We start from the raw sequence: 16,743 nt of genomic DNA, 5'->3' as shown, positions 1-16,743 counted from the left end.
AACAGTGAATAAACGGCAGCTTATGTAAGGAATGAATACCTTTTCATAAGCTGTCGTTTTTTTATACAGATCAATAAATATTAAATTTGTCATATTTCTGTTTTAGCTATCCCACTTTTATTTATATAATCCCAAAAATCTACTGGCAGTACGAAATATAATGCCATCCAAGCATTAATATTCTTGACTCCCCTTCTATCTATTCCCATTTTTTGGAGCCAAAAATAGTGCAGAACTACAAACGTGAAACAGCACAACTGGTAAAACTGGCTGTGCCTGTCCTTATTGCCGCTGTGGCTCAAACATCCATGGGCTTTATTGATACCGTTATGGCAGGTGGTGTCAGTGCTGTCGATATGGCAGCCGTAGCTGTAGCTGCGAGTATCTGGCTACCATCGATTCTGTTTGGTGTGGGTCTGCTTATGGCACTTGTACCCATTGTTGCCCAGTTAAGTGGCTCAGGACAAAAAGACAAAGTTCCCTTTGAGGTTCAACACGGTTTTTACCTTGCTGTATTAGTGTCGATACCGACGATGCTGATCCTCTATAAAGTCGGTATTTTAATCCACTATATGGATGTTGAACCCGTACTTGCAGAAAAAACAGTGGGTTATTTACACGCTGTGTTGTTTGCAGTGCCTGCGTTTCTGTTTTTCCAAACCTTAAAGAGTTTCTCTGAAGGGCTTTCATTTACTATTCCCGGTATGGTGATTGGCTTTTTAGGCTTACTAGCAAACATTCCACTTAACTGGATCTTTGTTTACGGTAAATTCGGTGCGCCAGAGCTAGGCGGTATTGGTTGTGGTGTTGCCACAGCAATTGTTTACTGGTTCATGTTCATTGCGCTACTGATTTTTGTAAAACTGAATAAACGACTTAACAGCATTGGGCTTTTCTCGCATATCTATCGCCCACAATTAAAAGCATTAACCCGTTTATTTAAATTAGGCTTCCCTGTTGCTGCTTCTATCTTCTTTGAAGTGTCGCTGTTTGCTGTAATTGCCTTATTAATTTCACCTTTGGGTGCGAATAAAGTCGCTTCTCACCAAATAGCGATGAACTTCTCATCACTGGTTTACATGTTACCAATGAGTATTGGTGCAGCAGTGAGTATCCGTGTTGGTCACAAGATGGGTGAAAAAGACATTGATGGCGCACGTATCGCCAGCCACTGTGGTTTATTGGTTGGCACTGCCCTTTCAATCTGTACTGCAATTCTTACGGTGATTTTCCGTGAACATATTGCAGAGCTATATACTCATAACCCGCACGTGATTGTACTTGCAGGACAACTACTATTATTTGCAGCCATCTACCAATGTAGTGATGCTATCCAAGTTGTGGCAGCTGGTGCATTACGTGGCTATAAAGACATGCGCGCAATCTTCATTTGTACCTTTATTGCGTACTGGTTGATTGGCTTACCATCGGGCTACATTCTTGGTTTAACCAATCTTGTTGTTCCTGCTATGGGCCCTGAAGGTTTCTGGATTGGCTTTATTCTTGGCCTAAGTTCAGCGGCAGTAATGCTAGGTTGGCGATTAGCTTATGTTCATAAGCTGGATGTTGGCAAACAATTAGAAATGTCATACCGATAAACAAAAAGGCGATCATCAGATCGCCTTTTTTGATCTAATATCAATAATAATCAGTATGATAAAACTAAACATAAGCGATTAAGCCAGCACTATGCCAAACACGTTTAATTCCACACTAAAAACATTCACACTGGCATTGGGGCTAGTATTACTGCTTGCTGGCTGTAAACAAAATAGCAGTGAAGCAGCATTTGATAACTACCACCAGCGCCTCACCAATGTATTAGATATCGATCCAACGCCTATCCCCAACACAGATGTATTGCCACTGCCACAAAAGCGCGATCTCAACCAAGCTTTGCCTGATATTCGTATTGGCTTATTAGATGCTTATGAACTGCGTCAATGTGGCTTGTTTCAACTGATTGCTGAGCGCAATTCTATTCTCGGAAAAGTGCAAGACAAAACCCGCAGCTTGCAATACGAACTGTTATTTTTAAACGGCTTAAGTTACTGCCTTACCCAACTTAAGCCTGATTCAGATTTAGTTGCAGAACTCACACCCATCTATCAGCAAAAACAACAACAGCTTCCAATGATCTTCTGGAACATGATCTTCACAGGTGAAGAATGGCGCAAACAACTTACCTTAGGGCATGAACTCGTCGACAGCGAGAAAAACAGTGCATTTCTCACCAGCCTCAGTGCTTTTAGCTATGTTGCCGATCTGGTCAATAACAACGTAACGACAACATCTGCACCGATTGCCCCTGCGTTAATAGAAAAGAAATACCAAGATCTGCTTCATCATCAACAGCAAATTTATAACAGCCGCTATATTGGTGATCTGTTTTACTCGCTCGCTCGCACTACCACTTGGCTTAATACCATCACCGCGCAACTCAACGCCAATCAAGATTTGATCTTGTGTGGTAACAACATGAATCAGCAAAAAGCCAAATACTTACGTAACGTGTTCTACAAATTCTATGTTGCAGATATTCAACGCTATTTAGCCCACCTTGACTCACAGTACCAACAAATTCAGCCTGTTTTGCAGCAAATACATCAACAATTAAATCAAGCACCTATACAAGTCACACCGGATATGCAAGGTTATATAGATGCCTATATCAATGGAGAAGCCTACCGCCAATTCCATCAAGCAACATTAGATCATGTAAAATTTTGGCAACGATTATTCAAACAATGCAATTTTAAAGTAGGACAATAAAAATGCTCAAACAAGCGATCAACTCACTTCAAAATTATCGGGTTTACACTAAAATTTAAACACGCAGAGATAGAATCACAGATAGCTTAGGCTTTACGCATTTTTCATATTAGGGATAGGAGACATTCATGAAGAAAAATAAGAATGAAGCGAAACTTCTGAAAAAAGCGCTAGAACTTGGCTTTGCCTTTGCCAAAAAACAAGGATTTTCCGATCTTGACCGCAGTGTTGGCTCCACTGACCGTGTCGAGTGTATTTATCGCTTATTAGTCGAATGCAAGCAAATTACCCCACTCGCCGTTGATCAAGAAGATGGCGTACACATGAAGCACAAGCTGGTGTTATGGATCAGTCGCCTACTTCCACCCGATCATGAATTACTGAATTAATCCAAGAGCAGTGGCTAAATCACATTATCCGCCACTGCTTTACTTCTCTTTTTGTATCACAGTTTCTTTTGTCTTCTCGTAACTTAGACTATTTCATCAGCATCATTTTATTGAAACTGGCTATTGTGCAAGCAAACGCACTGAATTTACTAAAAAAGCCGATTTTAACACTTGCCTCGTTACAGGTGACTCGCTAATATGCTTGTCGTTCCTTGGAACATCTGTACGAGCGTAGCTCAGCTGGTTAGAGCGCTACCTTGACATGGTAGAGGTCGGTGGTTCGAGTCCACTCGTTCGTACCAATTTATGATTAAAACCAGAAATCATAAATACACAATTTGCGTCTATAGCTCAGTTGGTTAGAGTACTACCTTGACATGGTAGGGGTCGGCAGTTCGAGTCTGCCTAGACGCACCAAATTTTATGAAGTGATGAATTCAATCAGTTCATGTTATACGAGCGTAGCTCAGCTGGTTAGAGCGCTACCTTGACATGGTAGAGGTCGGTGGTTCGAGTCCACTCGTTCGTACCAAATTCAATGATTAAACCAACCAGATTTAATCATATAAAAAATACAATATGCGTCTGTAGCTCAGCTGGTTAGAGTACTACCTTGACATGGTAGGGGTCGGCAGTTCGAGTCTGCCTAGACGCACCATCTATATGTGGATACTTATTTAAGTAAACTATATAGAAAATTGGAACCGTAGCTCAGTTGGTTAGAGTACCGCCTTGACATGGCGGGGGTCGGCGATTCGAGTTCGCCCGGTTCCACCAATTTCTTTTAGATGGCATATAGAAAAACTTATTTGGATCCGTAGCTCAGTTGGTTAGAGTACCACCTTGACATGGTGGGGGTCGGCGATTCGAGTTCGCCCGGATCCACCAAATTACACAACAAAGCCAAGCGTTTTGCTTGGCTTTGTTGTATCTCTATCAAATAAACCTTAATTCACTGCTTTATCAATAACAATTAATGTGAATTTATATTCATTACTCTTTTCACTATCTTCGATTTAAAAATCCCAAAATAATCGATGTGACCAAAATGTAGTCATATCATTTGTCTTAACTACTTAGCTTTGTGACCAAGCGGTGACCAAAAAAAACCGCATGCCTAATACAATGCGGTTAAATTAGCTTTTGCATACACTTCACTTCTTTTACATAAATACTCTAAGGTATATTTCTTATTCTTGATTCCATCGCGTTAAGCAACCAATCTGTATCTCTCACTTGATAATATTTTTTGCAGAGATGTAATACCTTAATTATTCCAGTTGTAACGGCTTCCACAAATACGGAACTACATGAATAATTAAAAGTGTCTAGAGATGTTCGCAACTCTATCATTTCATAGATCTCATCATAAAAGTCATTAATCTGCTCATATGATAAACATTCAAATTTTTCATTATGAATGATATCAAGACATAAACTTGTACAATGAATCGTTAAAGGACAATATGATTTCATTCTTCCCCCTGATCTAATTGTTGCTGCAATAACAACTCAAAAGCACTACCATCCTGCCTCGTTAAGTTAGGCACGTAACGGCTATATGTTTCAAATAACATCTTTGTTGTTGTATGTCCCATCTGTTTAGCTATCCATTCTGGTGACTCACCAGCTGCTAACCATAATGTTGCAGCGGTATGTCTTGTCTCATATGGACGACGATAAGCCATACCTAATTTTTTTAATGCAGGTTTCCATATACGAGCAAGAATATTTTTCTTATCCAATGGATTACCTAATTTATTGCAAAAGACATAAGTCCCCTTCCCTGTTATAAAAAACTGTGCCTTTAATGCATTCTCTACAACAGAAGACATATCTATTTCTCGATTAGATCCTTGTGTTTTCGGAGTATCCATCTGCCCAAAAACAAATGTCTCCCGAATCAAAATTTTTTTCCTCTCAAAATCAATATACTTCCACTTTAAGCCATCAATTTCAGAGGAACGCATACCAGTAAAAAATCTGACCGTAAAGTAGTGTTTATAGTCGCCACGAACTACAGATAGAAAATCATTTACCTCCCTCAAGCTAAAGGGATTAACATCTCTTTTGTTTACGCGTAATTGTTTTATATTCTCAAAAGGTGTTTTGAATCCAAACCGAGCAGCAGCTTCCGATAAAATCATTCTTAATGGCGTCATAATATGATTTATATAATCAGCCGATAGCTCTTTACCTTTAACCTTCTTTTTTACAAGTTCTGCACGATATTTGAGAATATCGGGACGAGTAATTTTATCTACACAGACAGGGCCAAATTTAGGGAGAAGATAGACATCAATATAAATTCTCATACTCTCTTTATAACTATCTTTCCAGCGAACTTCATTTTCCTCGTACCATTCTTTAGCAAAGTCTACAAAGTAGATAGTTGATATGCTTTGTAATTCATTATTTGCCAATGTGTATTTTTCTGAAAATCCAGTTCTACGATTCGTAGATAGCCTATCTTCATCAACAAACAGACTTGCTCGTTTAGAACCAGGGAAATACTCTGAATAAACAAAACAGCCTAATCTAATATCAGCTGTGATCTGAGAAAGTAACTTTGTAAGCTTACGGCGATTAGTCTTACTATCACTTAAATCTGTTTGTTCCCGACAACGAATTCCCCTATACCGAAAATCCAAATATAATTTCCCTTGTCTTGAGTTAATGCTACCCATTACACACTCTCCCACCAGCCATTGGTATGTAATGAACATTTCTCGTTGCTGATTTATATAAATCAGATTCTACCTCTTCCCATAGATAAAGAATTTTCCTACCATTGAAAGGTCGAATGTAGTGCTTACCTTCTATAAAAACTGAATCTCTTAACGTTGAGTTTATATAGTTAGCACTAAATTTTATTCGTTCAGCTAATTCATTAGTAGTTAGTAATGTGTGGCTCATAAGCCCCCCTTTTCGTCCTCACAAGACAAATATAAGGGTCATTTTTCGTCTTATCAAGACGATTTATATAGCCAGTAGATATAATATATTATGATTTGTTATAAGATTAGAGAATTGATAAGCCAGCATCCTTTGCACAACGGGCGTAAAGTGACACTAAGTTATTTGGCGGATCATGTAGGGATTCAAAGTTCAGCGATGTCTAAAATTGCTAACAACACAGGGTACAATACTAGTGTTTCGACAATCGAGGCACTGTGTAAATTCTTTAATTGTCGAGTAGAAGATGTAATGGAATATAAACCGGATGACACTTCTGCGTCTGAATAATTGATTCTGCTAGTCTAAAGAGATCCCAAAATGGCATTCGTAATTAGTTGGGGTTTGGCAATCTGTACACTCAAGCTGAAACGTGGTCTCAGAAGAAACTATCTCAATGTTCGCCTCTCAAGCTTACAATAGACCTCATCTGCTTTACTTTATTTATTTTTCATTTATATAAAAATAAACGGGTAGCATTCATTGCTACCCGCTTGCATTATTCCTCAATAGAAAAGAAAACCACAGTCGGCCAATCGCCACTTTTCAAGTGCCATTGCCCCCGAACAATACATTCAGCCTGTTCATCAACTGTTAAATCAGCCGTGAATTGATTTTCTCGCAAATATTTATCTACCCACCAATACCCAAAGCCTTGATCCAACCAAAGTGTAACTGTTACCCCATCATCAAAAGTAAAAGTCATGGTACGTGCATGTGGTAAACGGTACTTAGGCCTTACCTCAAATGTTATATCCAGCTGTGTTTTATCAATACAGCGGTTTACGACTGCTGATCTTGTGTCATCAGACGGCCAATTATCTTGAACTGATTCTGGTAAATATCCCCCATCTTTCAAACTACTCGTGATAATCGAAGCCTTACAATCCTTATAGTGACCCAACAACGCCCCTACAGCACTTAAACATAAACTAAATGGTAAAGGTGCAGCCAAATAACGGTCACAGTACTCAACCTCTACGATCTGATGTGTCTGCATCTTTTTTAACAACAAATCAGATGCCTTAAGCACTTTACTCCAAAATAATGACCCGAATGCTTTCACCGAATTATTCAGCTCATGATGAATACTCACGGTTCCGATTCTCTCTGGGTGCGTCAGTGCATCCAGCTTAATCGCTGACAATGTCGGTCTATTTCCGAAACCTGTCACTAACTGATTGTCACATTCATTATGGTAACCCCACGATTGAGCGCTCTTGCCACTTAGAATTTCAGCACATAACGTCATATCACATTTTATTGCGTCGTCTCGCTGAAGTAGTTCGATATTCGGGTGATTAGCAAGCCATGACAAACTTATCTGTTCAGGCGTCGTTAAAGCCGATGACTCAGAGCTAAGTAAAACCACCTTCACCGTCTGCTCTCTTGCCCAACTATACATTGCATCAACAAGCAGCCATTTACTTAAATCACCTAGAGTATCTCGCTGAATATACAGACATAACTCAGGATCTATCGTATGCGCCAATGATTGCTCGATGGCTGTCATCAAGGGACGTAATTCTCTTCGGTTATCACGCTCAAATAACTTAAATTCATCTGGCAGCGATAAGCGTGCAAAAAAATCATTATCGAGAAACTCGATCACTTTCCAACGATTTAGCAATTCCAGAGCATGCTGCGTTGAGTAGTCCACTAAGCAACGATGGCACGCTTTATCACAGTGACAATCCACGGCTTTCTTCTTCGCAGCTTGCAATAACGCGATCAAAAACTCAGGCGTTTTTATCGCAAAGCCCGCACCACCCGCCGCACAATCATAAAGCACAATTGCCTGCGCTTCATGACCCTGATAATTCACTGGCTTTGTGGTGCAGCCAATCTCATCGCTATTGATTCCTAATTTCGCAGCCAACTCATTTCGTAACAGTACAGAAATAGAACGGGCAATCGTACGATTGTTCAGAACCGAGCCATCTGCATGGAAAAGCAATAACTCAAACACATCCGTACGCGTACTATGACCTAACTTAATCGGGCCTTTAATAGCAAAATCACGTTCATTACCGCCACAGAAATGCTCACTGTCACGCTCGATTTCCCCTTTACCACCACGCAAACGGGTGTGATTTTCCAAAACTTGATAAGGCGTCACATCCTGCGAATCTGGCATAGCCTCCATGCGGCCACACTCTAAGCAGAGTGCATATCCCGTATTGGACAACCCTGCACTGTGGTAATACACATGACCGTTATGGCTAGAACGAAACAAAGCACTTGGGTTTACGCTCATTTCTTCCCACTGCTCTTGCTCTACCGTTACCCAAGGATCTTGGAAAGGCACATGCACCAAGCGAGAAATATCATTATGTGGTTTATGACGAATATCGACCGCAAAACTACCTGGCTCAATGAAACGGTGGTAACTGTCTGACGCTAACTGAGCCTCACAGCAACTGCACTCCTTCGGCATTTGTCGCTCTGTTCCACTTGCACCACACTGCTGACAACGCCACGCCCACTTCAAAGATTGAATTTCACTCACCTGATCCGCAGAGGCAGGACTATGCCAATTTAAGATCACGCCTGCCGATTGATACACACGACCATCCAGCACGACTTCACTGCCCGGAGCGTAATCACGAATCGCGACAGATAAATCTCGGGATGGGTAATCACGCGAACTGTACAGGTTATCAATACGGTGCTCTAACGTATCATTTTTCGCAGATTTGGCTTCTTTTGCAGCTTGAATCAATGCTTTTCTGCGATTGATGGACTCAGCATTATCATTATTTAGCGACACCACATCGGTCGGGAAACCGTAGCCCGGTAAGAACCCTTTTCGTGCCAATTCTGACAGTAGGTATTCCCCTTCTAAACGCTGAATTTGCGTTTCCACCGCCGCCTGTGCAATAGAAAGGCGGTTAGTATCAGCTTTTACCGCTTCACTCTGCTCACACAGCAACTGATGTTCTTTCTGCCAACTGCACAAAATAGTCTTCATCTGCTGTGCTGATTCCTGCACTAGACTCATCTTCGTCGTTGCTTCTAAGCTTGTTCGGCGAAGCAAAGTTTCTAATCCGTCACTCATATGGTCAAGCGCATCTTTCACGCACCAGTTAATAAACAATTCGGCCTGTGATGCACACTGCTCGTGCAAAGACAGGAAGAAGTTGCCACAGCTCAAACGCAGAGAGTTGTCGCTGATATTTTTCTGACGTAGGAATACCGACAATAGCAATGCATTAATATGACGCCTTACAATGTATTCGCTGGATAGCGATACATTCGGTACATGAATAGGCGTGTCAAATGCCCACCGCGTGTGGCTGAAAATATGCTCGCCATGCGGTGTATTTTTACACAAAGTTAATGCGACAGATTTCGTTTCTCCGCGACGACCTGCACGACCCGCACGCTGCAAATAGTTTGCAGGGTTAGGCGGCGCATTATTCATTGCCACCACAGAGATACCACCAATATCCACCCCCATTTCCATGGTTGTCGAACAACTCAGCACATTAATGGCACCTTTTTTGAACTTATCTTCATAATCACGCAGTAAAGGAGCAGGTAATTGTGCAGAATGCTCAGCCACACGGAAATATGGCGTACGTTCGATAATACGGTCCGAAATGTCTGACCACGCATTTTCTTTACGCAAGTTAGCGATGTCAGACTGTTCTTGCCAGTCCCTCACAACGGTAAGCGCAACGGGTGATCCGTCCTCAATCTGACGACCATAAGGATACGGATAAACTGGCGCTTCTAATAAGCGGCAGACTTGTTCATCCCGCTCACCTTTTACGTTCAGGTACGGCGTAATTTTAGCTAGTGGCGTATCGATAATTTTTTGCGTATGCGGGCACTGCCATTTTTCAGCCAACAAACTAAAACTTACCTGATGCTCTAGCTCCAGGCGGTAGCCATCTCCACTCCCTGCCAGCACATAGCGTTGCAGCACATTCCAAGCGTCTTGCAGGATAATATTGAGCTGCGTTTTATCTTGAGTATCGGTAATGTCCAGATTAAATGCCGTTGCAAGTAGTCTAACCAACCGAGGCTGTACCGAGCCTTTTCTGACCTGAGGCCAACTTTGAACATTACGAAACGGACTGTCGTCATCCGGCGCAGAAATCAATCCCGGGCTGAACTTCGCACCAATCCAGCGCTGCTGCTCTTCGGTTAACGAAATGGCCTTATTGGCACGCACGTGGAAGTTTAAACACAACGTTAAGAAATTAACCCACTCTGATTGCGCTCTGTCCCGATCATCAAATAATGCGACCCATTCAGTAGGAGCAGTATTGCCCTTATCTTTGATGGATGGGTACTCCATGCGGATCAACCCCAAGGTTTCTAGCGTATTCTGACGTTTAGGGCGACTATTAAACTCCCGCAATAACAAGAGTCTGGTAAGCAGGACAGGATCCTTCACCATGGTCATTTTGTCATCAAATCGCTGATAGGAATCCTTGATCCAATATTGCAGCTCTTTCTCTTTAGCGAGCTCATGTTCAACATCTGACCATGGAATCGAAACATCACCGCCCCCACACAGTGCTGCAATTTTTTCTTCCATGATTTCAACCATGTCATCGTCACCGTCTTCGATGAACATTGCCAAGCGTGATTTATATTTTTTCAAATCCGCTTCTTGCTCCGGTGTCAAAGCGCCACTTTTCAACGTTCTATCTGCGACTAAATGAAACAATGCAGCACGCAAAAATTGGCGCTCGGCATCTTGCTGTGATTTTGCGGCAAAGCGGGCAGTTCCCTGACGGCTATCCGTAAACGTGATCATTCGACGACCATGCCAAGGCCCTTTAAGCTGTTCTTTTTTGCCATCATGACAAAACTCCAACAGCGTTGGGATCACCGTTGACAGCATAAACGGCGCACCATTACGGAAATGGCGATAGAAATCATAGTTCTGAATTTTTGTATGCTGGCAACAAGGACAACGCAACGCCACCCCTGTACCGTCTGACTTACTGTACCCTTCCACGCGGTGAACTTGGAATGCACCTTTGTGGGTAGACGGCTTTAACACGCCTTCATTATTCAACCAATACTGACCCGTTTCCTCACGATCATGTTCAGCCATCATGCACAGACGGGCATGGGTTTCCGATTCCTCTTCATCGAGCTCTAATAAGGCATCCGAGTCATCCACCTCAATATCGAGTGAAAAGTCATCAATACTCGAATCAGGCTTAGTCAGGCTAAGCACACTTTCTCCAGTTTCTTTGTCGATACTTTCATCTGCAAGTAGTAGACTCGTACCACACCCATTACAACTGGTCATTTCAAATACGGGTGAGCCACAACCACAACGTTCACGGCGTGACATATATACCATCCCGAAGCGCCAATCCAACGCATCCAATGCAGTGCCCACCTTCGCTTTACAGCTTGAATTAGCGCATGTCCATAAACCACTGGCAACCCGATGAAACAAATGTAAACGAAATGGAATAAATGCCTGCCCGTCACTGCCTTTGGTTGATGCACACACATCAAGCCACTGCAAAACGGTTTTTTCTTCCAGTGGCTCATCGGTTGCCGACAATAACTTGCCAATTTGCGACAGTGACATTCGGTTATCATCAGAGCTCAAATGCTGACGCAATACACGCAGTGGCACAATCGACTCGAGCGCCTGATAGCGCATTACTTCATCTTCAATCGATTTAACTTGCTGCAAATTCATTGCTTGCGGCGTCGTTAATTCAGCCAGCCCAGTGATTTCACGATGCCCTTTCACTAAGTGTACTTGCGTAATATCGACACCTGCTACATCAGCTAAAAATGCTTTCAGATCATTATCAGAATCTTCCCCACCAATTGTGGCCGATGTCGCCACAAACCTTACTTGATCCGGCGTAACACCAAAACCATGCATCACGCGGCGCAGCAATAAAGCAAGCTCTGCAGCTTGTGAACCAATGTAGGTGTGCGCTTCATCCAAGACGATCCAACGTAACTTACCCTGCGATTTACGTAAGATTGGGTCATCCTTTTGACGAACAAGCATGTATTCCAACATGGTGGCATTGGTCACCAAAATTTGTGCAGGATCATCACGCAAAGCCTTACGAGAAAGCTGCTGATTCGGCTCTGCTTTTTGCTTTGCGACCGGTATCTGCTCTTTCGTTTCACCGTTATACAAACAGAATTTCACATCTGAACCCAACTCATGGGTCCAAGCCGCTAAACGATCTCGCTGGCTATTGATCAAGGCATTCAGCGGATACAAAAAGAGGGCTTCAACGCCTTCCGCCTTGCTATTACGTGCGGCAATATCACTCAAAATAGGCACAAGGAAACATTCGGTTTTACCCGAACCGATGCCACTACTCACGATGACGGAGCGAGGTTCGTCCTGCAACAAATGCTGCCACGCTTCATGCTGATGGGCATAGGGAAACCATGAAGACTCAAACTGGTAATCTTCTTTCAACGCTTTGGGCGGATTCGCCATCGCATGCACAACACGGGAAGACAACAATTTCCCCGACAATGCCTGCATGGTTTCCGTATGAGGCTTCCAACCAAATGTCGCCTCAAACACCGGATCACCCAAAAATGCACCTTCCTGTCCAGGTGCTTTAGAAAAGGCTTGCCATAGAAACTCACGTAAAGGCTTTGAGCGTAAACCAAACTGTCCTAATGTTGCTCGAGCAGCACGTTTGGTCAGCTGTTCAATAATAGATTCAAAATATTCCACTTATCTTTCCTAAACATTAAATGGTCAGCAAGCCAATGATCATTTTCTGGGTTAATGCAAAACTGTCGTCAAAATACTCAGGGTCAAATCGACGATACTCATGCATTGCATGCACCACTTCTGGCGTCATCGTCAACTCAGCTTGATTACTCGTTGCCAGCGCGAGTAACACTGGCGCATTCATCACATTATTTTTGAATCCATGCTTGGTCGTTAAACAAAGTTGAACCAATTGCGAGTTAATATTTTTCATCACAGACTGAAAAATATGATCGGCGAAAATCGTTAGCCACGATACGTCAGACTGGCGCTGAGAAAGCGCATTTCGACAATCGAACAAGTGCTGCACATATGCCGCGGGTTCCACTGACGGTTTTTGCTCAACCATGCCAAGCTTAAATTGCAATAGCTTGGCAAGTGGCTCCAGTCCTGGGAAATAAGACACCAGCTCAGCCAACTTCTTCTGAATGCGCAATTGAGCGGCATCTGACATATCTTCGCCCAACCGCTCCAGTAAATATTGATAGAACGCCTCTACCACTTTTACGGCAGAAGTCACTTTCAATGCATACCAGAGTAGCGGGAACTGCTTATCCATTTTCCAAACCTGATCAATTTCTTTCTTGTTAGCATTCAGCAGCAGTGCCAACATGAATTCAGGTTGCCGTAGTACACCACGCCACAGGTCAAACGTGGTTAATGGAACATGGTTAAACGCCAGTAATGTACGCACATATTTCCATTCAGGACGGGTAAAATCGTATGCCATATCTAATGCCACCGAGGCAAATGCTTCTAATCTGTCGGCACGGCGACCGATGCCTGCTGCCATTTCAAAACCGTTCCTTGGCGCTGGTAAACACTCTAAGTCTTTACTCCACATTAGCGGGCGCAGTCCAAACTGCGGATTATCGCTATAAACCAGCCACGCACCTGCGTCTATTTCCTCTTGCGGAAATAACCACTGCATCGGCACGTCATCTGTCAGTGAAGCAGACATTAGTGCTAACGGTTGTTGATCCGGTCTATCTAAGGGGATAGTGTAGAGTTCTGGTGTACCTTTGGTATCTATCGCCTGAGCTAGCGCCACACAGTTGATTTCTCGTTCAGGAATTAGCGCACACTCATATGCTGCTAGAGCACACGTGTACAATGCCTGCCCATGATGAGACACCGTCAGTTGGACTTTCGCGTCCAAACTCGATGAAAGGGCAAACAATGCCTGAATTTCCGTACGGAAACTGGACAAAGATAAGCCAGAAGCTAATACGTCAACAGAAGGCAATACCGCACTGAAATATGCACTTCGACTGAATGCACCGCGAACATCTTGAGCTTTTAGCAAAAATTGCAGCTCTATTTCACCCTCAACACCATAGCCATACAACTCATAGCCATTGATTTTATCCACCAGCAATTCGCTATGGCACGGTACTAATTGTTGGTTGGCATCCAACAAACAAATGCCTTTGCTTGGAAATGGCAATGTCAGCGAGATGGCTTTCGGCTTTTCCTGCCACCAAAGATTAATGTCCAGTACAGCTGGCGGTTGCTCCTGAGCACAAAACAGATCAATCGTCACTGCATCACATGCTTGCGAGACTTGGTAATCAAGCAGGCCGACCGCAGATTGTGCCAAAGCAACCATCGGCGGACGTGATGATGAAATAACAATTTGACCACGATTGATCTGGCTACCTGGAAAAAATTCAATCTCGATATCATTAGGCAAACTGGCCAATCGAAAACGCTTTTTAACTCGCCCATCCTCAATATAGGCCACTTCACTTTGCCCAAATGGCAAAGTTTCCAACGAACTCCATTGCTGTTTTGTACCGTCATACCAGCGCAAACGGTCTACTGGTATCCGTTGTTGTATTCCTTGTGAAGAAAGAGAAAACAAGTTTGGTTTGCCGATAAAACACTTAGTAGGCAAAGTCTGATAAGGCACTTCCTCGCCTTGCCATACATATTCCTTATTCGGCTCACTAGTCTCACCGAGTTGCACTACATAGTTACCAAAGCTGTATTGCCCCGTCTCATTGAATAGATACAAAGATTGTGCGTACTGTGTGGATACTGTTCCCATTACACAAGAAACGGAAGACAGAGAGGCATCTGCAAGCTCAGAAGACAACGTAATCACAGCACTGCTAGATTCGCAGTTCACATCTCCTGCCCCAACAAATGTCCACTCACCATTATTATCGGTAAAAACCCACGGCTCATCCGCATCTAAAGCACTGCCTCCCAACAATGGGGCATACCATGACTGTCCTTCATCGCCTCTTGCCATTAGTTGGATTTCACAATCAAACCAATCATCGGGTAAATCACAAGTCATAACATCCAACAAATAGCGTTCTGTGTTGTTTTTGGGCTTGAACGCTTTTGCTAACAACAACGGTTTTTTCCCCATTGCAAACAAGCTAAACCTTTCAGGTAAAACCTGCATACCAAAGAGCTGTTGAATATACTGAGCACTCAACCGCGGTCGCAGCGAAATAGACAATTGGTACGTCCACAACTGATCCTCTTTCTTGAAATCATCATCAACAAAAGCGTGAGGATTATAAGTTTGTGTTAATCTCCGGATAAGACGTAATGAATGAGGCAAGCGGCGTTGGACAGCAATCGCCTGACCCAATGCACGATTTAACAAACCTTTCGCCACATCATGATCAACATTTAGTGGTAATGCAGCTAGCCAGTCCGGAGCCACTGCATCCAGAAAACGTAAAGGGTCACGCTGCTCATCCAAACCATATTGGTCCGTTAACTGAAAAATCGTTTCTGCAATTTTTCCGACAACAGAATACACCGCATCGGTACGAAATGACGGTACGATACAGTGATCATGAGCATGAGCAATAGCAACTGCATTTGGTTTGGAGAGTGCATACTTGCCAAAGTCTTTAATCACTTGCTCGAAATAATGGGAAAGCTTGTTGTTTGGATCAGTGATCAATTGCAGCGGCAAGCCCCCCTCTACAGCAACGGTACCAAGGAACATCCTCCCCTGACCATTACACAGTACAGGACGGCGCCAAAAGCGAAAACCAGCTTCAATCAATCTATTTCGTTGACTTGCGGCAAGGTCTGAATCCTTAACGAGTAACGATTTAAAAATCGGTTCCCAACTCCAGTGTCCACCATTGAATTCCTTTCGCCACCATTCTGCGGCATACATAACAAATGCCCCAGCCCACTCAGAACTCCTACCCTTAGGGATATAACTCTCGATATGATTTTTACGTAAACTATCTGTGAGTGACGTTTGCAATAATGAATATTCGCTATCCGTCAATTTATAACTATATAAAGGCGCACCACTCACACGTTCTAAATCGCGTGATGACAAAATATCTGCAATGCAATGGCGAAATGTTTTCATTGTTACCCCAAAAAGCAAATGATATGGAAAGGTCGAGAATTGAAATCGAACATTAGAGAGTCAAATATTGCAGTAACAACTCAACATCCTCTGCATTGCTAATCTTCAATTTAAGAGCCATTTCTCCTCGATGAAGTCCCGCTGTTTGATATGTGTTACTGTGACGTCCTTTGTCAGCTGGGTACACTAGATGTGGTATATTGAGAGCTGTAGAATTGCCATTAGGGTATGGCAGCCATACATTAGCAAATGCCCCATTTTGCGGTACATCTACTTCTACCACAAAGCCAAAATTTTGAGTAATTGACCACGCCATTACTTTCTTTGTGGTTCGTTCTGGTTCGCCAAACTGGGTGTTTAAACGCTCTAATAATATATCCCTTATCATGTTTTTCCTTATTGCGCATATTGCACTTAGATATCTGATTGAAATCACTTCAACAAATACGTACTAAACAGTACTAAAGTCACCTAATGACACTATATAACAGGTAATATCCCTACATATTTTCATAAGCTTGTGTTCTAACTGATTA

The 16,743-nt window shown here is 42.8% G+C and carries 8 protein-coding genes and 6 tRNA genes; 10 read left to right on the top strand and 4 right to left on the bottom strand.

Features of this window, described 5'->3' with window-relative positions:
- The first annotated feature begins 227 nt into the window (after positions 1-227).
- The 9 genes from Q7674_RS13685 to Q7674_RS13645 all read left to right on the top strand — a co-directional run bounded on the left by Q7674_RS13685 (position 228) and on the right by Q7674_RS13645 (position 4,049).
- Positions 228-1,598, top strand: coding sequence for an MATE family efflux transporter (locus Q7674_RS13685; RefSeq protein WP_305424013.1), 1,371 nt, complete (start codon positions 228-230; stop codon positions 1,596-1,598).
- A 91-nt stretch (positions 1,599-1,689) separates the two neighbouring features.
- A complete protein-coding gene (locus Q7674_RS13680; RefSeq protein ID WP_045063467.1) occupies positions 1,690-2,772 on the top strand; it encodes a DUF3080 domain-containing protein in 1,083 nt (360 codons plus the stop codon).
- A gap of 128 nt (positions 2,773-2,900) precedes the next feature.
- Positions 2,901-3,161, top strand: a complete 261-nt coding sequence (locus Q7674_RS13675) for a DUF5062 family protein (RefSeq protein WP_008986862.1) — start codon at positions 2,901-2,903, stop codon at positions 3,159-3,161.
- A 225-nt stretch (positions 3,162-3,386) separates the two neighbouring features.
- Positions 3,387-3,463 (top strand) — tRNA-Val (locus tag Q7674_RS13670).
- A 38-nt stretch (positions 3,464-3,501) separates the two neighbouring features.
- Positions 3,502-3,578 (top strand) — tRNA-Val (locus Q7674_RS13665).
- A 38-nt stretch (positions 3,579-3,616) separates the two neighbouring features.
- Positions 3,617-3,693, top strand: a tRNA-Val gene (locus Q7674_RS13660).
- A 49-nt stretch (positions 3,694-3,742) separates the two neighbouring features.
- Positions 3,743-3,819 (top strand) — tRNA-Val (locus Q7674_RS13655).
- 42 nt (positions 3,820-3,861) lie between these two features.
- Positions 3,862-3,938: transfer RNA gene (locus Q7674_RS13650), tRNA-Val, on the top strand.
- A 34-nt stretch (positions 3,939-3,972) separates the two neighbouring features.
- Positions 3,973-4,049 (top strand) — tRNA-Val (locus tag Q7674_RS13645).
- A 584-nt stretch (positions 4,050-4,633) separates the two neighbouring features.
- Here the strand turns inward: Q7674_RS13645 and Q7674_RS13640 are convergent.
- Positions 4,634-5,848 carry an Arm DNA-binding domain-containing protein gene (locus tag Q7674_RS13640; protein ID WP_045063465.1) on the bottom strand — a complete coding sequence of 405 codons (1,215 nt, stop codon included), beginning with the start codon at positions 5,846-5,848 and terminating at the stop codon, positions 4,634-4,636.
- A 319-nt stretch (positions 5,849-6,167) separates the two neighbouring features.
- Here Q7674_RS13640 and Q7674_RS21885 point away from each other — a divergent pair, with 319 nt between their 5' ends.
- Entirely contained in the window at positions 6,168-6,407 is a 240-nt protein-coding gene (locus Q7674_RS21885) for a helix-turn-helix domain-containing protein (protein WP_080892195.1), read from the top strand.
- A gap of 208 nt (positions 6,408-6,615) precedes the next feature.
- Here the strand turns inward: Q7674_RS21885 and Q7674_RS13625 are convergent, their stop codons facing one another.
- The 3 genes from Q7674_RS13625 to Q7674_RS13615 are packed head-to-tail and all read right to left on the bottom strand — an operon-like array spanning position 6,616 to position 16,595.
- Positions 6,616-12,813 (bottom strand): DEAD/DEAH box helicase, encoded by a 6,198-nt coding sequence (locus Q7674_RS13625; protein ID WP_305424010.1) that lies wholly within the window; start codon positions 12,811-12,813, stop codon positions 6,616-6,618.
- A 16-nt stretch (positions 12,814-12,829) separates the two neighbouring features.
- Positions 12,830-16,207, bottom strand: a complete 3,378-nt coding sequence (locus tag Q7674_RS13620; protein WP_305424008.1) for an STY4851/ECs_5259 family protein — start codon at positions 16,205-16,207, stop codon at positions 12,830-12,832.
- Between the two features lie 52 nt (positions 16,208-16,259).
- Positions 16,260-16,595, bottom strand: coding sequence for a hypothetical protein (locus tag Q7674_RS13615; RefSeq protein WP_045063459.1), 336 nt, complete (start codon positions 16,593-16,595; stop codon positions 16,260-16,262).
- Positions 16,596-16,743: the final 148 nt, after the last annotated feature.

It is taken from the genome of Photobacterium leiognathi, assembly GCF_030685535.1.
GTDB lineage: Bacteria > Pseudomonadota > Gammaproteobacteria > Enterobacterales > Vibrionaceae > Photobacterium > Photobacterium leiognathi.
The sequence above is the reverse complement of the archived record's forward strand: the minus strand, read 5'-3'. Positions and strand labels throughout refer to the sequence as shown.